The sequence below is a fragment of the Streptococcus infantis genome (assembly GCF_047464415.1).
In the GTDB taxonomy this organism is placed as follows: Bacteria; Bacillota; Bacilli; order Lactobacillales; family Streptococcaceae; genus Streptococcus; species Streptococcus infantis_AE.
The window spans coordinates 56,387-76,745 of sequence record NZ_JASHBX010000009.1 but is presented as its reverse complement, the minus strand read 5'-3'; the positions used below and the strand labels follow the sequence as shown (position 1 = coordinate 76,745).

18 protein-coding genes are annotated in these 20,359 nt (G+C 33.5%); 5 read left to right on the top strand and 13 right to left on the bottom strand.

Features of this window, described 5'->3' with window-relative positions:
- Positions 1–15: 15 nt before the first annotated feature.
- A complete protein-coding gene (locus QM460_RS06670; RefSeq protein WP_414289606.1) occupies positions 16–1,005 on the top strand; it encodes a lipoate--protein ligase in 990 nt (329 codons plus the stop codon).
- 60 nt (positions 1,006–1,065) lie between these two features.
- Here the strand turns inward: QM460_RS06670 and xerS are convergent, their stop codons facing one another.
- The 6 genes from xerS to QM460_RS06640 all read right to left on the bottom strand — a co-directional run bounded on the left by xerS (position 1,066) and on the right by QM460_RS06640 (position 9,763).
- Complete coding sequence (gene xerS / locus QM460_RS06665; RefSeq protein ID WP_414289605.1) at positions 1,066–2,136, bottom strand: tyrosine recombinase XerS; 1,071 nt, start codon at positions 2,134–2,136, stop codon at positions 1,066–1,068.
- Between the two features lie 275 nt (positions 2,137–2,411).
- A complete protein-coding gene (locus tag QM460_RS06660; RefSeq protein ID WP_049509687.1) occupies positions 2,412–4,259 on the bottom strand; it encodes a zinc-ribbon domain-containing protein in 1,848 nt (615 codons plus the stop codon).
- Positions 4,260–4,267: 8 nt separating this feature from the next.
- Positions 4,268–4,981, bottom strand: coding sequence for a hypothetical protein (locus tag QM460_RS06655; RefSeq protein ID WP_049509688.1), 714 nt, complete (start codon positions 4,979–4,981; stop codon positions 4,268–4,270).
- Positions 4,974–6,644 (bottom strand): hypothetical protein, encoded by a 1,671-nt coding sequence (locus tag QM460_RS06650; protein WP_414289604.1) that lies wholly within the window; start codon positions 6,642–6,644, stop codon positions 4,974–4,976. Before QM460_RS06650 ends, QM460_RS06655 begins: the two co-directional genes overlap by 8 nt.
- Positions 6,641–8,491: a hypothetical protein gene (locus QM460_RS06645; protein WP_025197155.1), complete on the bottom strand. Its 1,851-nt coding sequence runs from the start codon at positions 8,489–8,491 to the stop codon at positions 6,641–6,643. Before QM460_RS06645 ends, QM460_RS06650 begins: the two co-directional genes overlap by 4 nt.
- Positions 8,492–8,494: 3 nt before the next feature.
- Complete coding sequence (locus QM460_RS06640) at positions 8,495–9,763, bottom strand: site-specific integrase (RefSeq protein ID WP_006151645.1); 1,269 nt, start codon at positions 9,761–9,763, stop codon at positions 8,495–8,497.
- Between the two features lie 900 nt (positions 9,764–10,663).
- Here QM460_RS06640 and QM460_RS06635 point away from each other — a divergent pair.
- The 4 genes from QM460_RS06635 to QM460_RS06620 are packed head-to-tail and all read left to right on the top strand — an operon-like array spanning position 10,664 to position 11,908.
- The gene (locus QM460_RS06635) at positions 10,664–10,909 is read left to right on the top strand and encodes a hypothetical protein (RefSeq protein ID WP_001813542.1); all 246 of its coding nucleotides are present in this window, start codon (positions 10,664–10,666) and stop codon (positions 10,907–10,909) included.
- Positions 10,906–11,241 (top strand): hypothetical protein, encoded by a 336-nt coding sequence (locus QM460_RS06630; protein WP_000806926.1) that lies wholly within the window; start codon positions 10,906–10,908, stop codon positions 11,239–11,241. The genes QM460_RS06635 and QM460_RS06630 overlap by 4 nt, the downstream gene beginning before the upstream one ends.
- Positions 11,242–11,253: 12 nt before the next feature.
- Positions 11,254–11,622, top strand: a complete 369-nt coding sequence (locus QM460_RS06625) for a hypothetical protein (RefSeq protein WP_000567222.1) — start codon at positions 11,254–11,256, stop codon at positions 11,620–11,622.
- Positions 11,609–11,908, top strand: a complete 300-nt coding sequence (locus tag QM460_RS06620; RefSeq protein WP_001072467.1) for a DUF5960 family protein — start codon at positions 11,609–11,611, stop codon at positions 11,906–11,908. The genes QM460_RS06625 and QM460_RS06620 overlap by 14 nt, the downstream gene beginning before the upstream one ends.
- 117 nt (positions 11,909–12,025) lie before the next feature.
- On the opposite strand, the gene msr(D) is transcribed toward QM460_RS06620, so the two are convergent.
- From msr(D) to QM460_RS06585, 7 genes are all read right to left on the bottom strand, one after another.
- Entirely contained in the window at positions 12,026–13,489 is a 1,464-nt protein-coding gene (gene msr(D) / locus QM460_RS06615) for an ABC-F type ribosomal protection protein Msr(D) (protein WP_414289603.1), read from the bottom strand.
- Between the two features lie 119 nt (positions 13,490–13,608).
- On the bottom strand, positions 13,609–14,826 hold the full coding sequence (gene mef(A), locus QM460_RS06610; RefSeq protein WP_000417519.1) for a macrolide efflux MFS transporter Mef(A): 1,218 nt from the start codon (positions 14,824–14,826) through the stop codon (positions 13,609–13,611).
- A 385-nt stretch (positions 14,827–15,211) separates the two neighbouring features.
- Positions 15,212–15,382 carry a hypothetical protein gene (locus QM460_RS06605; protein ID WP_000873143.1) on the bottom strand — a complete coding sequence of 57 codons (171 nt, stop codon included), beginning with the start codon at positions 15,380–15,382 and terminating at the stop codon, positions 15,212–15,214.
- 628 nt (positions 15,383–16,010) lie between these two features.
- Complete coding sequence (locus tag QM460_RS06600; protein ID WP_009731041.1) at positions 16,011–17,693, bottom strand: ABC transporter ATP-binding protein; 1,683 nt, start codon at positions 17,691–17,693, stop codon at positions 16,011–16,013.
- A 2-nt stretch (positions 17,694–17,695) separates the two neighbouring features.
- Positions 17,696–18,433, bottom strand: a complete 738-nt coding sequence (locus QM460_RS06595; RefSeq protein ID WP_001244586.1) for an ABC transporter ATP-binding protein — start codon at positions 18,431–18,433, stop codon at positions 17,696–17,698.
- A gap of 135 nt (positions 18,434–18,568) precedes the next feature.
- Positions 18,569–19,309 carry an ABC transporter permease gene (locus QM460_RS06590; RefSeq protein ID WP_000949747.1) on the bottom strand — a complete coding sequence of 247 codons (741 nt, stop codon included), beginning with the start codon at positions 19,307–19,309 and terminating at the stop codon, positions 18,569–18,571.
- Positions 19,310–19,587: 278 nt separating this feature from the next.
- Positions 19,588–20,217, bottom strand: a complete 630-nt coding sequence (locus QM460_RS06585) for a TetR/AcrR family transcriptional regulator (protein WP_000113543.1) — start codon at positions 20,215–20,217, stop codon at positions 19,588–19,590.
- Positions 20,218–20,359 lie beyond the last annotated feature (142 nt).

Here is a 20,359-nt window from a genome sequence, read left to right as displayed (position 1 = left end):
ATTAGAAGGTAACTTATGAAATACATTATCAATCATTCAAATGACACTGCCTTTAATATTGCTTTAGAGGAATATGCTTTTAAACACCTTTTGGACGAGGATCAAATCTTCCTTCTTTGGATTAACAAACCATCTATTATTGTAGGACGTCACCAAAATACTATCGAAGAAATTAACCGTGACTATGTTCGAGAAAATGGAATTGAAGTAGTGCGCCGTATCAGTGGTGGTGGGGCTGTTTACCATGATTTGAATAACCTTAACTATACGATCATCTCAAAAGAAGATGAAAACAAGGCCTTTGACTTTAAGAGCTTCTCTACTCCAGTTATCAATACCTTGGCTGAACTTGGTGTTAAAGCTGAATTTACAGGCCGTAACGACTTGGAAATCGACGGTAAGAAATTCTGTGGAAATGCCCAAGCCTATATCAATGGCCGAATCATGCACCATGGTTGTCTTCTCTTTGATGTTGATTTGTCAGTCCTTGCTAATGCACTCAAAGTTTCTAAAGACAAGTTCGAGTCTAAAGGAGTTAAATCCGTTCGTGCTCGTGTGACCAACATCATTGATGAATTGCCAGAAAAAATTACCGTTGAAGAATTCCGTGATCTACTCTTGGAATACATGAAAAAAGAATACCCAGAGATGACAGAGTATGTATTCTCAGATGAAGAATTGGCTGAAATCAATCGTATCAAAGATACTAAGTTTGGAACTTGGGACTGGAACTATGGGAAATCACCTGAATATAACGTTCGTCGTGGTACTAAATTCCCAAGTGGTAAGGTTGAAATCTTTGCGAATGTCATTGAATCAAAAATTAAAGATATTAAGATTTACGGTGACTTCTTCGGTATTGAAGACGTAGCAGCTGTAGAAGATGTTCTTCGTGGCGTTAAATATGAACGTGAAGATGTCCTTAAAGCCCTTCAAACGATTAATTTAGGCCGTTACTTCGCAGGAATTACTGCTGAAGAAATTGCTGAAGCAGTTGTTGAATAAAGAAAAAAGAAGTTGGACTTTACCAACTTCTTTTTCAATTGTTACATAATTTATATTATGTTATAAACTATCCAAGGCATTCTTTTGCTCATCATTAACGATATGGGTATACAAATCGGTAACTTGTGTGCTTGCATGTCCCAGCTGGTGACTGACCAAAACCTGTGATTTGGTTGCATCATATAGACGCGTTGCAAGTGTGTGGCGTAGTTTGTGGGGTGTCACTCGGACTTTGAAGTCCTCTGAATACTTGGCCACCATCTTTTCCACGCTAGAAGCATCAATTCGATTTGGAACACCTCGATACAAGGTCAGAAATAGGGCTGTATCAGTCTTTTCTGTCTTGTAACGTTTGTCTCGAATAGTAAGATATTGCTCTAAATAAGGTTTAGCAAAGGCAGCAACATTGACCGAGTCTCGTTTTCCACCTTTTCGAGTGACGTCAATCACCATCATCTTGAGGTTGAGATCACGAAGGTCCAGGTTAACCGCCTCAGAGAGACGGACACCAGAGGCAAGAAGCAGTGCAATGATGGCTAAATCTCGCTCTTTATTCTTATTAAAAGAGGATAGGGCGCGATTTGAGAGAGTTTTGGGGTATTCTTCATCGATATAATTCAAAAATCCCTCTGTTTCATCGCCTAAAAAGAGCTTTTGTTTGATATTTTCAGCTCGAGCCGCCAAGGTTTCTTTCTTTTTCTTGATAGCAACTTTCTTCATAACATTGCGGTAGAAATAAGGTTCTCCTTGCTCATTTTCAACCTCTTCAGTCAAATACTTATAAAGACTAGAAAGTGCTGATAAAGTCCGGTTGATGGTTGTTTGGGAGACACCATTCTTTGTCGTATTAGCATTGAGTAAAGGACGTTCACGTAAGTAAAGAATAAAAGATTCCATGTCTTTCTTTGTCATATTCTCAAGTACATCTAAAGGTATATTTGCCATGGTGTCAGCATTCGATATACCAGATTCTAAAACCCAGCTGAAAAATCGATCGTATTCCTTTAAATATTCGTACAAGGTCGTAAAACTATAGGGAACAGCCAGTTTCGATTGGTAGTATTCCAGAACATACCAGGGCATGACTTGTTTGAGTTTATCAATACGTTCTAATAAGATCTCGCGTTTCATGTTTTTCTCCAAATATTTCTATACTAGTAGTATAGCATAGCCAGATATATTTTTCAAGAAAATTATAGTTTTTCGGAAAGATGTTATAGGGGAGATCTTTCTTAACAAAAATTTTTTTTTGAGCAAAAAATGTACTTTATTCCTGCGAAAACTAAATCTTTCGCATACTTAAATACTGTACATTATCTACTTGAAAACTAAAAATACAATCTTTTAAAATAATGTACTTTATAAAAATCTATGATAAAAAAACAAGTTCAAATTTGAACCTGTTTTTAAATTTTCTTATAAGGGACAAAATGTTCTCTTTTTCGTCTACGCCCTTTACAAAACATGCATGGCTCGATAGATCGTTTTATATTTGCAATCTTATCTACGATAGCCATTCTATAACGATGCTCTGGATTGTTCTTACAAATCCACCAAAATCTTAATTTCGTACTATTTGTGATTCTTTCTGGATCTCCTAGAATAAGATTATTAAGGTAGTCCCACTCATTCATTAAATCTTCAAAAGAGATATTATCTTGTCTTTCTTTTAATTCTGCACAAAATGGACACATTTCTTTAAGATCTTTTGTCTCGGAACTTAAATACTTATTTAGTATAATGCTGAAGCGCTCATGAAATTCGAAGTTACATTCTTTACAGCGCCATAAATAAAACCTTTTTTCAGTTAATAATGGAACAAAACTATCTATAGAGACTTTATTATTTGGTGCCCACAATGTTGCTAGTTCAGGGTACAAATAATCAAATGTGTTATACCCCTTCAGAGGCTTATCGTTGTTACAGTAAGGACAACACTGAGAAACTTCTCTTCGAATTGGGATAGAACATAAATATGTCCCATGACACTTTGAACAATCCCACCAATATTTTTTGGTCTCAATCGTTGTCTGAGCTAAATGAATAGGAATTTTATTTTTAGCGCTCCATTCTTTGATGAGTTTTGGTTCTTTAAGGAAAATATTATTTTTAAATATCTCAGTCCTCCAGTCACATTGATTAGGACATGTTTGAAAGTTTTGATTTTCTAAATCGGTTCGACTGATCATTTCGGCTGGGCTACATTGAAAGTTGATTTTACAACAAGGGCAAACCCAACTAACTACATTCTTCGACTTAAACCAATATTCGGAAAAATCCCTTTCATTACTGAGGTCCCAAAATTCCTTCAAATAGGGATGTGTTTCATTTAGTGTATTAAAGTCTTGAAGTTTTTCTCTATTTGAACAAAATGGACAAGATCTATCTGTTTTTTCAAATGGTGAGCATGAATACTCTCCGTGACAGTTCGTACATTCCCATAACACATGAACATTAGACAATGCATCAACTTGATTAGGTGTAATATTGTTCCTTTCAGACCACTCCTTGAGCATGGAAGAATTTAAAAAAGATAGAGGAGAAACCTCGTAATCTTTATCTAACAACTCTTCAAATGAAGAATGACACTCCAAACAGTAATGACCACCTCTTTTAATTCGGTTCAATAATCTATCAAAAGATAATTCAAATTTGCAATGGCACTTATCACATTCCCAATGGATAGGTACTGTTATATTGTAACTCAGCTTCAGTTCGTTAAATTTAAATTTGTTTAAATGATCGCTATAGATTTTAGCTAAATTTGGATAAACTGATTTGTAATCGCAATGATAGGTAGTTTCATTGCAGCCAAAATGAAATAAATCCCCACTTGTTAGTTGAAATAACCTCTTATTTGTCGCAGAATCTTTCCAACTTAATTGACACGTCGGACATTTAAAATTGAATTTTTTTTTACTATTGAACGGCAAGGTAAGAAGTTTCTCATCTAATTCTTCATCCTGCTCAACGCTGTAGTTTATATAATTTCTGAAATCAGGATAAACCTGAAGAACACTCTCATTTTCATCAATGGAACGTTCACCTAATCCACAATGGGGGCAACACCTAAGATATTCATAACTGTCAAGCTGCACATCAATGATTTTCGCTTCCCAATGGTGTTGACAATAAGGGCAAGACCAATAGGCATATTTTAAACTATTTGACGAAAATTTTTTTGGGTCAAGAACATTTCGTTTTTGATCCCAGTACATGTAAATAGCTGGATTATCTTTAACTTTCTTGTTCATTTCTTTCCTCATTTATAATTAGTTTTGCTGTCCAGTAAGTTTTTAATAGAAACCACTTTAGTTGATTTTTGAGGGTTTTCTTGTTCAATAAGACCACCAGAATGAAAATCTATTTCTGAATCAGCGGTAATGATATTCTCTGCTAGGAAATCCTCACTGATAACCTTTTGAGAATATTTTAACAATCCTTCTTCTTTTAAAAGCTCATTCGCAATTTCTGGATAGACACTTGTTTTGATTATTTGTAATAGTTTTTGATTCTCATCACTTAACTCATTTTCTCTTTGTAGCTTCTGTTTTAAATCTTCATTAGTTGACTGTAGTTCAGAATTTAAAGCACGTAATTTATCTGCTTCTTGTTTATAGCTAGCCGCAATGTTTGCTATTTTCTTATAGTATTGGCTAATTTCCACCAATGCTCTTTTCATAGCACCTGGAGTACGATTTTTTGCCATAAAATTGTCAGGATCTATGGTTTTGTAAGTAATCACAGTCTCATAATTTTCATCTTGATATTTAATTTCACTTTCTTTTAAAAAATCCCTGAATCTTTTATTACGTCTAATGGTTGTATCCGCAACATTTTGATAGCCATGATTCCTCACATAGTCACCGAACCGAGGAATTTTTACCAAGCTTAAATCACAGGAACACTGGGAAATTAAATACTGTTCAAACAAATGAATCAATTCATCATCAGAAATTGATTTCTTTCTAGCCATTAGACTTGTTCTCCTCTAAAGAAAGTTGTTTAGCATTTAAGTAATCTTGATAGGTATTGCTAACTGTTTTTAATTTCAACAAAGCTTCTCCAATATCTTCAATATGACACTTCCCTTGTCTAACTTTTCTAATCGCTTCATTTACAACCATAGCTTTTTCATCAACTGACTTTTTAAATGTTTTATCCATTGAAAAATAATCTTTACCTGCTTTACGGTAAAAAGGACAGCTCGTACAAGCACCTAGTTCTGCATGCTCACTAATAACTTTCAGACAATCTGAATAATCACCTTTCGCAAAGCGGGGTGAGTAACACCGTCCTTTATTTTCTAAAGTGATGTATTGTCCTTTTGCTGTATAAAATGGCTGCCTCTTACTTATGGCGTAATTCGTGTTTTTACTCGTTAGTTTACGATACATTTGATAACTACGACATTCAATAAATTGGCTTAAATTTGAAAAATAGTGAGATGAAGTTGTCACACTTTCATGACCAGCTAAAAGCATAGCTGTAACAGGACTAGCCCCTTCTGCAATTAAATTGATCATTGCAATATGTCTCGTATCACCAATATGAATCAAATTAATCTCGTTTTCATCTAATCTAGCTGGAAAACTAAAATAATTAACTTGATAACCGTATTTTTGAGAAATGATCTCATTAAAAAAATACCTCAAAATAGTATTGAGATTAGTGTAAGTTAAAAATCGGTTATTAACACCTGTTCGACGACCCCAACGATTATAATGGGGATCAGTCACAAATAATGTATCTAATTTAGTAGAACGATCATTTTCCGTAAGTTTGAGATAAGTCTTTATTTCAGAAGCTAATGAATTAGTAATTTCATAAGTATTCAAAATATAATCTTCAGAAATTTTATGTTCAACAAGTCGATCACTTCCTTTGATTATATTTCTCCTTAATGTAAGAAAATATTTTCCATCTTTCTTGGTCAAACAGTTTCTTTGAATTAAAAGAAATTCTCTTGGCCTTAAGGGTAAAATCGCTGTAATCTGCCACCAGAGATACAATGGATAATAAAATAGACGTTCTTTCTTAGATAATGTTTGAGACCAATAATCATTTAAAATGTCATTAAAAGTAAAATAGGATTGAAATTGCGCTAATTGTCTTTGCTGTTTTGACTTCTGCCTTTTTTGAAGGTTGAGAGTTAATTTATTATCCAATTGCTCCAATAGTTGACTTAGTTGAATATCATCTGAACAGGGAAGATTTGAGAAAAAGTCAATACATAAACCAGGAAATATTACAGAGATATTTTCTAAATCTAAAAACGTATCTTTGGTTGTATTTTTGATAATACGTTTAATATCTCTTAGAAATAGCTGCAAAGTTTCTAAAACATGTTGTTTCATTGAGAAAACAATAAAACTTTTTAAGTAATCGATAAATTCCTTATAAGGCAACTGAAAAATTGATTGATAAAATCTCCTATATTGAAACTCAGGAATGTTAAAAAACAGGCTAATATTGGCATATTCATTTGTAGTTTCCCATTTCTTATGATCAAAATCGTAACTTAGAATAATTCCTTTTTCAAAATAATCATCGAAAACTTCTTTTGCTCGCAGAACACAATCACAGTTAAATGGTTCAAAATAATTTTCAGTTTTAAAAAGTTTAGTTTGATTGTTCAATTTATTAACTCCTTTATTATTTCTTCGTAATCATGCAACACGTCATCCCCATATTGCTCGCATAAAGCTTGCAACATTTCAGTTAAACAAGGTTTTATTTGTTCTTCTAAAATACTCCGAATTTTACCTTTTTCTAAATCAGTTCGAACTCTAGAGTATTGTTTGTTCAAACGATTGAATTCTCCTACTAATAACAATAAAGTAGATTTCGTTTGTAATTCATAATGACAACCGATGCAATGTTGCCTATCGTCATATGGACAAATCTTTCCAAGCGCAGATAAAAGACACATGCTTTCACCTTGTTTTGAGAAGGCTTCACCGTTTCCTATACGATGACAAATAGTAAGAAGTTGATTAGGCTCTGCTTCTTCTTCTACCAAAATCTTTAATGCCTTTTGCGATTTCACTTCTGCCTGAATGCTTAAAGCCAATGTTTTTTCAATCTCATTTGGTGTCAAATCTAACTGTTTAATCATCTGAGTCTGTTGACTAGGACTTAATTCTTTATACTTTCCTCTAGTTACAATCGTCAGGATCATTGATGGAATCATAGATAAAACACCTCGTTCAAATAGTTCTCTCGCAACCATTTCTGGTTTAAGCTGGCTTAGTTGGGCATCTTTTAGGTACGTTGTTGTAGTTTGTGCAAATTCATCGAATGAACCTTTATGGCTACGGGCTAATGCGGCTAAAAAATAGCCTTTAATATTTAACTCAGATTTTTCTTGCAAAACATCATCTGCTAACATGGCAACAGTTTGAAGATAGGATTTATTTGCAGATCTAGAACTAAAATTCCTTTCAAGAAATAAGTCTCCAATTTCTTTCCCCATATATCGATTAATTCGTTTATATTCTTTTATTTGTCGAATTAAAGGTTCATCATTATTATCTTTATTCAACTGATAATGAGCTTCACAGATAGCCAACAACGTTCCAATCAATACCTGACAACTCTCAGGGACCTGAAATTTAATCTGACTAATATTTTTAGTTCGCTTTGTTTTGTTTGGAGTAATATTTAAATAAGTTAAACGAGTTGTAATACTTAAAAGAGTTCTTCTTGCCTCACTGCTACTCCAATTACCACTTCTAACTGATTTTAGAACTTCTTTCGGTGTTCTAGGAAGTTGTGGATGTCCAAGTTGTTCTAAATCTGTTCCACGTAGCGCACATATAAAATGAAGTGCTAGAAATAGCCAGGTATCTGCGTAGTCTTTTGAGATTGCTGCTTTATAAAGCATATCTTCTTTTCTAATGTAATTGTCATTAAAAAGAAAATACAGTAATTCTAAATATTCGTCTAACTCATAAGCGTTAGTCTCCTGTTCTAATGTGTATCGAGGTGTAAATTCATATCTTTTGTGATAGTTACATCTCATTTTATTCATTAACCACTTTAAAAAATCAATAAAAACTTCGCCTTTTTGCTTTTCAAGTGCATATACTGCTTCTTCAACCAACAATTCAATCTCATTATCATTACAGAGAAATAAATCTCTTTTAAGATAAAAAGCAAGAAAATCTTGAACATAAAACATGTTTTCCTTAGATAAGTTGCTATCTTCTGAGTATTGCTGAAAATATTTGTAAGTTAATGGGAATTTTTGTTTAAATATAGGCTGAATTCCTGCTAAACCAGTTGGTCCAAGAAGATAATTGGTTATTTTTTCTATTAATAATTGAGCATCTTTATCTGAGATAGAATAGTTATCCAAATCAATCTCAATATTAAACCAATTGTTATCAACTAAAAACTTACTAATTTTGCCTTTATACTGTATATCGTTTTTTCCGAGTTCACTTAACAGATTTTCGATCAAAGATTTAATTGAATAAGTCATACATTACCTTTCTAACTTATCACCAAAAAGTTCATTTGCTCGCCAATTCATATAGTCAAAAACACCATTATTAACTTGACCATATTGTTTTGCGATTTCTCCTTTGTTTTGTAGATAAACCCAAGCACTCTCAGGCGATTTATCACCTCTTGCTGACATAAGCTCACTTATTTCAGAAACCCCAGATAATACTAACTGTGTCGTGTACCAGTGTCTGAAAATATGTGGGGAAATATTATGCTCCTGCAAAAGCTGCCCAAAAAAGACAACCTCTGCATCATCAGATTTTAAGAAGATTGGGATCATTTCGTCGCGAATAATCTTACGAAATCGTTGATAGTATACATCGTATGATAATGCTTTTCCTCGTCTGTTAAGATTTAAAGGTCCATAATCCTTCTCATACTTCTTACCTTCCAGATAAGTCATATAGTCATTATAAGTGTCTAAAAAGACCTCCAGAAAGATATAAGGTACTGCTTGAAGTCTTTCCTTTTTAATCCGTCCAGTTGGCTTTAAATCGCTTCGGAGAGGTATTTCTTTTCGTAGATCGATCTCAATCTTAAATACTTGCCCATCACTTTGGTGAAACAAAATACCTGGCCCTAGAGGACTATCTTCACGTCTTACATTGCATGCTTCTGATGGTCTTAAGCCAACAAAGGCTCCCAAGGCCACAACCATGAGTAGATCTTTATGATAGTGTGCTATGTGAGAAAATAACATCTCAAAAGCACTATTTGGCATATCACGAAAAATAGCTTTCTCAGTGTTGCTATCATTTACGTATATTTCAAAATTTGGTTCTTTACGCTTTATAACCCGTCCTCTACTATTCGTAAAAGTTGTCGTAGAATACAATTCTTCTGCTTTTAACTTAGCCTTTCCCTCTCGCTCACTTAAATAAAGAGTTAAGAAGTCAAGAACTGCATTTACGCATTTTTCAACGGTGCTTTTCTTTCTTTTTTCTCTATCTCCTGGTAACTGAGATAATCCATAAAGCGTAAAAAATTCTCTAACCATTTCAAGTGTAAGTTGATCTATACTTTTAAGTCCAGAAGTACCAAATATAAAATTTAGAAACTTAACAACGTAAGAAAAGCGTTTATTCCCATCATCTGAAATAGACTTGATTCTTGAAGTAGATTTAACATAACGATGAAAATCAGTAAATTGTAAGTTGCCGTCATCGTGCTTCAGAACGATAAATTGCTTTGTCACGATGTTGTTATCACCTAAAACTAGTGAATGTTTATATACAACAAATCTCATGTTATCTCCTTGTTTAATATGACTGAAGGTTCTGACTGGGTTTTAGGATGTCAATACACAAAAAAACGATCAAATCAGTACCATTTTCCTTTGTGCTCTAAACTGCATAAAGGGAATATCGATGAGTACTTTCATTGATCGTTATTATTATTTGAATTAATTCAATAACAAAAGTAACTTCATCTAAGTAATAAGAGCAATTAATTAGCTCAGCAACAACGATAACCACAGCAACTCCTTCTAAACAATGAAAGGAATATCCGCCGTGGCTATCTATTTACTTTTTTTCTTTTACTTTTGTAAGTTACTTTTGTTATTTTTACTTTTTCTGTATTATATCATATTTTGATTAAATTGTCATCTGAGATAGTGATTTTAAAAAAACTGGAAATTTTTTTAATTGTATATTTTGACAATAAAAAACATTTTTATATCAATTTAATGATTTTAGAGCGTTTTTAGCTTATTTGATTTTAAAGTTGTCGTCTATTCCTCAGGATTACTTGAAGAACAGGAAAAATTCGACAACAAAGTAGTCGATCTATTCAGTTATAAAACCTATGAAGGTCTTTCTGCTGGAACTGGCCACTCCTACTTTGGAGATGTAGATTATACTCTTACTTATTCAACTGAGAATATCCCTCATGATTTCTCCTCATGTGCTGAGAGCTTTCTTCTATACTAATAGACGAAAGGGTGTGAAAATGATTTTTAAATGATACTGTGGAACGGAACAGTAGCCCTAGTATTGACTACTGTCGTTTCTATTCATATTGGCTATTCTAGGACTGAGATGAAAAAATCTATAAATGCTCAGAATAAAATTGAACCCGCAAATCTCCCCAAAACAATGGTGAGTCATGTACTTGTATTATTCCGAAAAAATACACCTCTGGTGCAGTGAGACAAATTGGTGTATCTTATAGTGGCTTCGTAGATGAAAGCTATACTCTACTATCACTCTTTGATGATGTAGAACAAATTGAAAAAGATAATAGACTTCAGACAGCTATTGATGTTGTCAGAGAACAGTTTGGTTTTTTAGCCATACAAAAAGGAACCGTCCTAACTGAAGGTTCCAGAAATATTGAACGCAGTAAACTTATCGGTGGTCATTCCGCGGGTGGATTGGAGGGATTAAAATGAAACAAGAAAAAAATACAGTACAATTTTCAGAAATCCGTAGCAAAGGATGTAATGATATTGAAATGCTTGAAAGATTTTTACATGGAATCGTTGAAACAGCAACTTCAAAACTTCGTCAGAGAAAACTCAAAACAACTGAAATATCGATACGACTAGTACATGCTAAATCTGAAAACCGATTACCATTGGAATTTACATTTAGCATTAAGCCAACAAGCTCATCTGTGATAATCTATACTGAGGTAATCAATCGCTTTAAAGAATGTTACACAGGTGGGGGAATTCAAGGTTTTACGATTCAATTTGATAAAAATACCCTTGCCTCTGCATAGAAAGGATTTGATATGATTGACCGTTCATATTTACCATTTCAATCAGCAAGAGAGTACCAGGATACAAAGATGCAAAAATGGATGGGCTTTTTCCTATCTGAACATGCATCAGCACTCTCTGATGATACAAACAAAGTAACGTACATGTCTGACTTATCACTAGAGAAGAAATTATTACTCCTCAGTCAAGTATACGCCGGGCAGCTACGCACACGCATTCAAGTGATTGAAAAAAACAAGCGTGTTTCCTACACTGGAACAATACCAAGTCTGACCAAAGATTTCATTTTGATAAAAACTACAACAGGTCACATCAATTTGAAATTAAAAGACATTATTAGTATTGAACTTGTCGAGGAGGTGCTCTATGAATCAGCTTGAGTTTCAGCGTAATCACCTACAAATGGACTATTATAGCGAGAGCTACCAAGATTTTGAACGTGACTTCTACCGCTACTCTAACATGAATATTCCATTGACCTTCCTAACTGATGATATCCTAAAAACAATGGCGACTTCACGTAAGAATTACTTTGTCCTCAATAAGGAAAAGTCCAGAGATAACCGCGATCACTTCTTCATATTTGAAGTAAGTACCGTAGATGAGAATCCGCTAATCTATCATTATACATATAAGAAAACTACAATATATTTAGCAGAAAAATAGGAGCAGTTCAATTGACTGTTCCTATTTTTAATATTCATAAAATCTAAAGTCTTTATACTCTTTAACAATGGAGTCGCCAACCAGAACAGACTATACTGACCAGCGACTACCTTAAATTTAATGTTTCAGATTTATTTTCTTATCTCTAATTTCATAAACTACATCTGCTACATTTTCGAGTAATCGTTTATCGTGGGTGATAAACACGATAGTTCCGGTGTACTCCTTCATTAGTATTTCCAAAGCCTCTAAACTTGGTATGTCAAGGAAGTTACTGGGTTCATCCATTATTAGGATGTTATATCTACCCATGAGCATTTTAGCAAGCAACAATTTTATAATTTCTCCACCGCTTAAAACAGATAAACTTTTTCCAATATCGTTCTGTTTGAACCCCATAGATGCTAGCACTGAACGAATTTCTGATATATTGTAGTCACAATCCTTCTGCATAAACTCCATAACATTCTGATTACTGTTGTACTTGTAACCATTCTGTGCAAAGTAACCTATTTTTGCCTTAGGCGAAATAGAAATTCCTTCTTCATGGTTTAAGATCATTTGGATTAAAGTTGTTTTTCCGATTCCATTACCACCAGTTAACGCCACTTTTGCTCCTAACGGAATTTGAAAAGATGCATTTTCAAACAGAGCCTTATCCCCAAATACTTTATTAATTTCTGCACCGACTATAGGGTATGGATTATGGAGCTCCAATGCTTTACTTTGCCTGAAACGAATTCTGCGAATGCCTTCCGGAGCTTCTACTTTTCCTAAGGCCGCAATCCTGTGCTCTAGGGTTTTAGCAGCATTATACATCTTTTTTTCCTTACTTCCTATTGATTTTTGATGAGCTAAACGCCCTCCGTCTTCAGTACTTTTTTTCTTTGAAGAACCTTTTGCCTTCTGTTCTATTTTACGAGCCTGTTTTCGCTTTTCCTCCGCAGCCCTTTCCAATCGGGCACGTTCCGCAATAAATTGTTCGTATTCTTCAGCTTGGCTCTTACGTTCTTCCTCTTTCTGACGAAGATAATCAGAATAGTTTCCCCAATACTCAGTGATTTTGCCATCTTTCAGTTCCCATATTTTATCTACTATTTCATCAAGAAAATAGCGGTCATGGCTAATAACTAACAGTGCACCTGTAAAATATTTTAGCTGTCCTATTAGAAAATCAATTCCTTCACGGTCTAAATGGCTCGTAGGTTCATCCGCTAAAATACCATGAACCTGTGCCGATAAGGCCTGTGCTATTTTAAGCCTTGTTTCTTCACCACCGCTCATAGTCTGTATATTTAATTGCTCAACACCTAGCTTGCCTACAAGTGCAAAATCTTTTTCCTCCTGCAGAGTTACTTCGTCCAACTGGGGAATATAGGCAAGTTCACCCAGACGATTCATTTTACATCCTGGGGGAGTTAATTCTCCTAAAAGTACCCTGAGTAAAGTGCTTTTTCCAGCACCATTTGCTCCTACTAAACCAATACGGTCATAATCATATACTTCTAATTCATTTATATCTAAAACATCGCGTCCTTTGAATTCCACACGAATGTCTTTTGCTTTTAATATTAATTCCATAACATTTCCTCCTGTCTATAATCGCATGCTTTCATTTGCTTGTATGCAGGGAAAACCCTGCGATTTTAGCAGGAAGAGTTACATGAAAATAAGATACATAAATATTCCTCCAATATTGTTTATTTTAAATCTAATTTTCTAACCTCAGTTATCATTTGGCAAACTATAGCAATGCCAATAATTAAAATACCTGATAGTAAAAACCAATGATTTACACCGATTTTATCAGCAAAGAATCCAGAAAGAATTAACCCAATTGGCATAGCAAGTGACATGATACTTCCGATCAAAGAAAATACACGTCCTAAATATTCAGGCTTAATTTTCTCCTGAAAAAGAGCTGTTTGCACACCGCTATAAAATGGCACCGAAAGCCCCATTATTGCACAGCAAACTACGAATATTACAAATCCATTTGGAGGAAGTATTCCCGAAACGGCTAAACTGGTCCCCATTATAAAAAATGAACTTGTTATTAGTAATACATGCTTTTCGAAGCCCCCTAATCTTCCTAATAATAAGCCTCCTGCTAGCATCCCAAATGCAAAGGAAATTTCCGTAATAGAAATATGCACAGGCGTTCCATTAAAGTGTTCCATGCTTATTAAAGGAAATAGTGCATTGATTGGCATATAAACAAAAGTATATAGTGTTCCTAAGAGTAATAAGGCAAACAATCCTTTGTTTTGTCTCAGAACCACAACTCCTTCTTTCATCTCCCTTATGAAATTTGGTTCTAAACTTTGCACTTGATTACCCAGCTTAGGTATACGTACAATTGCTACCGTAATAGATGCAATCACAGCACCCAATACGTCGATGGCAATAATAGCATTTAAATCCCAAACGGAGTATAAGAGTGCTGCAACTGCCGGACTAACAATATAGCTTATAGACTGCAAAGACTGACTATAGCCTGCGCATTTCGTTAGCTGTTCTTCTGGTACTAAAAGTGGTGTAACCGCATTGAGTGCTGGGGTATGAAAAGCTGTTCCAATGCTACGGATAAACAATACTATCATAATCATCCAGACAGGTAGCTCCATACAGAATGCAACAATAGCAAGCACTGCACCAGCTGCTGCGATAATTAAATCGGCACCAATCATTATCTTCTTCCTATCATGACGATCCACTAGCACACCAATGGCAGGTCCCAAAATCGCATAGGGTAAAAAACCTACTAATGAAGCCATAGACAAGACCATCGCAGATCCTGTTTTTTCTGTAAGGTAAAAAATAATCGCCATTTGCAGGATGGCACTAGTGATTAATGATACTGCTTGCCCTGCCCATATTGCATAAAATTTTCGTTTCCAATTGTTGTATTTTTCCATTTATATTATCTCCTGCATATTATTTTGCTTGAATTTCTATTTTGAATAGCATTCTAGGCAATAAAAAATGCAGGCCAAACCCCACAATGTGGCTTTTGGTCTGCATACATACAATTTGGAAACATTCATATTAAAGACATAGTTAAATAAAGGTATAGTTAAATAACCAATATCCTCACCGTAACTAATGAATGCTCAATATCGTATAAATAAGCACAACAAAAAAGCCTATCATCGGGTATAGATTCTGCTTTTTTTATTGCCAGCTTATCTTAAACGCATTGAGGCTGTCATAGTTTCGGTTCCTCCTACATCTTTGTTTATATCAATTTATAGTATAACACAACAAGATGATATGTTCAATATAAAAGTTATGGAATGAGACTCATACTTCCAATTCGATGCCAGATTTAAAGGATATGACGAAGTTTTCTTCATAGACTGTAACGCTCTGGATTATCTTCCTTAGTAGCAAGCGATTAGCTTTCACAAAATCTTCTGTTTGTAGTTTTAAAAATTCATCAGGATTTTCTAACTCAACCTCAAAATATTTCATTTTACATTCCCTCATTTCATTTATTGATAAATTGAGTTTGCAAAAAAGAGTGGACAATTTTTGTCTACTCTTAACCTTTAAAATAGTTTTTTTTAATCGATTTGAAGTTGCCTAAATTATTACTTATTCGGTAAAATGAAGTATTGCTTTCAACAGATTTCCTTCAACTACACTTCACTTGATTCAAACAAGGTGGGTACATTTCTATTCCCACAAACTCCTTGTCAATGGAAACAAACACGTACCCACAGGGTAAATGGAAATAGAAACTGATAATTTCTAGCTATCACTTCTACTCATTCCAAAAATTTTCTCACTCTGATACTTACCCACCATAAAGCAAAAAGCCTTGCAATCAAGGCTTTCATTATCCCTTTCGTTCAAAGGTTTCTAAGCTTTTACGAGCAGAGCGACACACTCAGCGGTTCGCTATCTCCGTTCTGTCTGCGTGCTAGCACTTGTCAATCACGGACAGCTATCGCATGGGCGGAAGTAAATGCTAATCTTCGTCGTTTTACTCCTTGACTAGCAAACTTACCGCCTCAACATGTGGTGCTAGCAAGCTTATATATTATAGAACGAAAAGGATAGAGTGTTTTATAAAATTATACTATAAAATGAAAGAGAATTACACACTCAACTCAAACAACTTATAAAACTCACCTCTCCTATCCATCAAATCACTGAAAGAACCATCTTCAACAATAACGCCATCTTTCATAAAGAGAATTCTATCGTATTTTTTCAAAATGTTCTCATTCAACTTGTGGGTTACTACAAGTGCAGTCAAATTTTGAATATCCAAGATTGAACTTTCAATTTCAGTAGTTACTTGATTATCCAAAGATGAAGTAGCCTCATCCAATAATAAGATTGGTGTTTTTCGAATCAAGGCACGCGCAATACTAACTCTTTGTTTTTGTCCGCCAGATAGATTTGAGCCATTCTCTCCACATAAAGTTTGTAGACCAGATTCATTTTCTAAAACATAACTTTCTAAACCCGACTGCTGTACAGCTTGCTTTATTTCCTCATCAGTGAAGGATTGATTAAGAGTAATATTTGCTCTTAAAGTATCATCAAAGATATAAACGTCTTGTTGAACAATTGTCATTAAGTTATAAAGGCTCTCTGCTGAAATAGCTTGCAAATCTATATTATCAATGGAGATGTGCCCACTTGTTACATCGTAAAAACGCAGTAATAGATTGAGCAAAGTTGATTTCCCACTCCCTGACATTCCAACAATTGCAATTTTTTCTCCTTTTTGAATCTTCAAAGATAAATGGTTAAAAATTTTTTCTTTAGTATTAGGGTAAGAAAAGTCTATATTTGAAAAAGAAATAACATCATCGAAATATTCTTTTGTTTCACCAGTCTGAAGCTCAGTTACATCTTTTACCTCAAATGCATCTAGTGTTGCCTGACCTTCACGAAATTTACTTATTCCCATTCCAACTTCATTCAGTGGCATTACTACAAAATTGACCAGTTGAACAATAGCTGTTACACTCCCAATTGTGGTAGAGCTATTAAATACGAGATACATCCCTCCACCAAAGGCTACCAAAAAAACAATCATCCCTGAAAGCTGTGAAATAACATTAGTTAAAACGTCAAATTTCCCTTTTATAAAATTTATTTCATCAAATTTTTCACTTTCATGACTATAATCCTCACAGATAGCATCTTTCACATTAAAACTTTTAATAACAAGAAATCCTGCTAAAATATCTTTAACCTTAGCTAAATACTTCTGATCGGCAACCATAGCTCTATTTTGTAAAGAGGCTGATTTTTGTCCAATAAATCCTGAAATCATCATCGGAATGATGCTAGCAATGATAACTAATAAGGTCAAAAACCAATTACCTATAAACATAGTTAGAAGTGAAAAAATCATTAAGGAAAGGTTTTTTGAAATATTAAAATACTGGTATAGATAATCTTGCTCAATTTTCTTCATATTTTCGGTTAATACGGAAATAAATTTCCCTGATTTTTCTTTAGAAAAGTCTCTATAATCCCTATCTAAAATAGATTGGAACACCTTGTTTTTGTATCTTGACATGATTTGCCTAACAAGTTTATTTCTCAATCGAAGAGATATAAAGTTGAGTGCTGCATAGATGAAAATAACAGTAGCTCCTACTAGTACCGCTTGAGTTAAGGCTTCTTTATTTTGGGACATGCCACTATCAATAATACCTTTAATAGAATAAGCAAAAGCAATATTAGTTAAAGGGACCAGTATATTAAATATCATGAAAGCATAAAAAGCCTTCTGATGGTTCTTTATCAATTGTTTCATCCTTAATCTACCTCATAATTCTTAATTTCATTTAGAAAATGTGACATAAAATATTCTTCTAAGTCAATATTCTCTCTCCTAATCTCTTTCATAGAAACCTGTTCTACAATTTCTCCATTTTTGATAAAGCCAATTTTATCTGCTATCTGTGAAATTTCCGATAATATATGACTCGATATTAGAATAGTAATTCCATGCTCCTTAGAAAGCGACAACAAAAGATTTCGAATTTCTTGAATCCCTATTGGATCTAAACCATTGATTGGCTCATCTAAAATTAACAATTTAGGTTTTGTTAGAAAGGCACGAGCTAAACCAAGCCTTTGCCTCATTCCTAACGAAAAATCTTTTACTTTTTTAGTCGTATTTTTTAAGCCGACCATTCTTAAGGCTTTTTTTATATCTGATTCAATAATATTTTTCCCCATATATTGAGCGTGAATTTCCAAAATTTCTTTTGCAGTGCAATTATCATAAAAAATTGGTGATTCAATAATACTTCCAATCTGACTTAGGATTTCTTCTCTGTGTTCTTGTAGATTTTTCCCAAAAATTTCAATACTACCTGATGTAATTGTTGATAAGGTTAACATACATTTCATTAACGTTGTTTTTCCAGCACCGTTCGGTCCTAAAAAACCATAGATTTCTCCTTCAGCAATTTGAAGGTTGATACCACTTAAAATTTCTTCTTTATCAATTGTTTTAAAAACTTCTTTTATTTCAACAATATTTCTCATTTCTATCTCTCTTTCTATATCCAGCTTTAAATGAAAGAATTTTTCTCCTGGAGCATAAATACCAACTTATACAGCCTCTTTTTTTATAGAAATCATCAAGGAATTATCACATTCCTTCAATTAAATTCAGCTATGCTACTTGATACTAATATCTTGTCTTGAAATATTATAAATTGAAAATGAAGTAATCATTAAACTTATGAAACTTGCAAATATCAAAAAGAATAAGTTATCAGCAATATTATTAGATAAACTTCCTGGACTGGCATTCGAAAGTAATGCTGCTAAACCAAGTCCTGTAAGCATTGTTATAGCTGTTGAATGCTTAATCATACCTAAAACAAATGGTAATAACCCTATTAGTACTGTTCCAAACGTAATTCCAGCTAAGTTAATTAATTGATTAGCTACAGGGATACAACTAGATTCAGTTACAACAGCCATGAATCTAATGAATATTTGAATAACTAAATGTGCAGAAAAATGGGCAATAAATGATATTAGGATGACTAAAAGAATTTTTCCCCATAGTAACTTTATTTTAGAAATAGGGTAAGAAAACAACTGAAAAATTGTTCTTCGTTTAAATTCATCAATGATAATCGTAGATAATAAATAAGATTCGAAAATCAAAAATGCTGCTTTTGTAAATAAAGATGAAAACAATGAAGCTACAATTGCCCAGCCTTCCCATTTACCAGTAACTCTAATAACATTAGAATCCTGACCAGCGAATTCTCCTAGTTTATTGTCAGTACCTAAACCCATAATAATGATTGCTGTAATGCCTAACACTATAAAAATAGTACACAACCAGGCTAAAAATAATTTAGGTTTAGAAATTTTATTTAATTCAATTTTAATAAGCGATAACATAGATTCTTTCCTCCAAAGTGTAAATAAAGAGTAAACTATTCAAACTAATCTCAACAAATATTTAAAAATTAGCTTATTTTTCAGACAATTACACCATACATACTATCGGTATGGCTACACTGAAAAATAAACATACCTACGGTATGTATAGTGGATTTTTAATAACACACTTTAAGTGTGTTATTTTTAAATTATAAATTATGTAATATAGTTTATTCAATTGATAATACATAAATAGAAATTAGTATTAACAAGAATGTCATGCGACTACTTATTTACTATTTTTTTAAGTGATCAAATAAGTTGAAAATCACCTCCATCATTTCATCAGAAATTAACTGTACCCCTAGACCTTCAAAAGTAAGTTTAATGAAATTCATTTTGCGCTTTAATTCTACTAATGAAAAAACGGAAATTTGAAAACCAATCCAAATATTTAGAGTTAAAACAATTAAATCTGCTAGCTCTTCTGGATATTCTGTTTTAATAGACCCATCTTCAACTCCTTCGTAAACTTTTTCTCTAATTTCGGGTAAAAAATCAGAAAATAGACCTAGATACTGCTCTCCTAACAAACGTGGACTTCTAAGCATGATTGAGGCAGAGTAAACGAGCCTTTGGTGTTCAAAATTAGAGAAAGAGTCCATCAAAGAATTTTGTATCTTTTCTAACCCAGTATTTCCTCTCCAATTATAATTTAAAATTTCTTGATTATTTTCGCTAATGATTGTTTGCAGTATATCGTATTTAGACTCAAAATGATGATAGATAACACCTTTTGTTAATCCACCTAACCCATCTATGATATCTTGTATTGACGTATTATCAAATCCTTTTTCTAAAAATAAATTTTTAGAGACCTCTAGTATTTTTTGTCTAGTTTCATGTGAGTTTCTATTTCTTGCCATTCCAGTCCCTTTCTATCATACCAATGGTATGTAATTCTATTGTAGTGGAAGTAACTAATAATGTCAAGTTCTTTATTGGAATATGAAAAACCTTTATAATAAAGGCTTTTCATTATTACTTCGCTACAAGGTTTCTAAGCTT

What these genes read in the sequence shown, in the direction of transcription:
- QM460_RS06670 (WP_414289606.1), top strand. Translation starts at nt 16, where the DNA reads ATGAAATACATTATCAATCATTCAAATGACACTGCCTTTAATATTGCT.
- xerS (WP_414289605.1), bottom strand. Translation starts at nt 2,136, where the DNA reads ATGAAACGCGAGATCTTATTAGAACGTATTGATAAACTCAAACAAGTC.
- QM460_RS06660 (WP_049509687.1), bottom strand. Translation starts at nt 4,259, where the DNA reads ATGAACAAGAAAGTTAAAGATAATCCAGCTATTTACATGTACTGGGAT.
- QM460_RS06655 (WP_049509688.1), bottom strand. Translation starts at nt 4,981, where the DNA reads ATGGCTAGAAAGAAATCAATTTCTGATGATGAATTGATTCATTTGTTT.
- QM460_RS06645 (WP_025197155.1), bottom strand. Translation starts at nt 8,491, where the DNA reads ATGACTTATTCAATTAAATCTTTGATCGAAAATCTGTTAAGTGAACTC.
- QM460_RS06640 (WP_006151645.1), bottom strand. Translation starts at nt 9,763, where the DNA reads ATGAGATTTGTTGTATATAAACATTCACTAGTTTTAGGTGATAACAAC.
- QM460_RS06630 (WP_000806926.1), top strand. Translation starts at nt 10,906, where the DNA reads ATGAAACAAGAAAAAAATACAGTACAATTTTCAGAAATCCGTAGCAAA.
- QM460_RS06625 (WP_000567222.1), top strand. Translation starts at nt 11,254, where the DNA reads ATGATTGACCGTTCATATTTACCATTTCAATCAGCAAGAGAGTACCAG.
- QM460_RS06620 (WP_001072467.1), top strand. Translation starts at nt 11,609, where the DNA reads ATGAATCAGCTTGAGTTTCAGCGTAATCACCTACAAATGGACTATTAT.
- QM460_RS06605 (WP_000873143.1), bottom strand. Translation starts at nt 15,382, where the DNA reads ATGAAATATTTTGAGGTTGAGTTAGAAAATCCTGATGAATTTTTAAAA.
- QM460_RS06600 (WP_009731041.1), bottom strand. Translation starts at nt 17,693, where the DNA reads ATGAAACAATTGATAAAGAACCATCAGAAGGCTTTTTATGCTTTCATG.
- QM460_RS06595 (WP_001244586.1), bottom strand. Translation starts at nt 18,433, where the DNA reads ATGAGAAATATTGTTGAAATAAAAGAAGTTTTTAAAACAATTGATAAA.
- QM460_RS06590 (WP_000949747.1), bottom strand. Translation starts at nt 19,309, where the DNA reads ATGTTATCGCTTATTAAAATTGAATTAAATAAAATTTCTAAACCTAAA.
- QM460_RS06585 (WP_000113543.1), bottom strand. Translation starts at nt 20,217, where the DNA reads ATGGCAAGAAATAGAAACTCACATGAAACTAGACAAAAAATACTAGAG.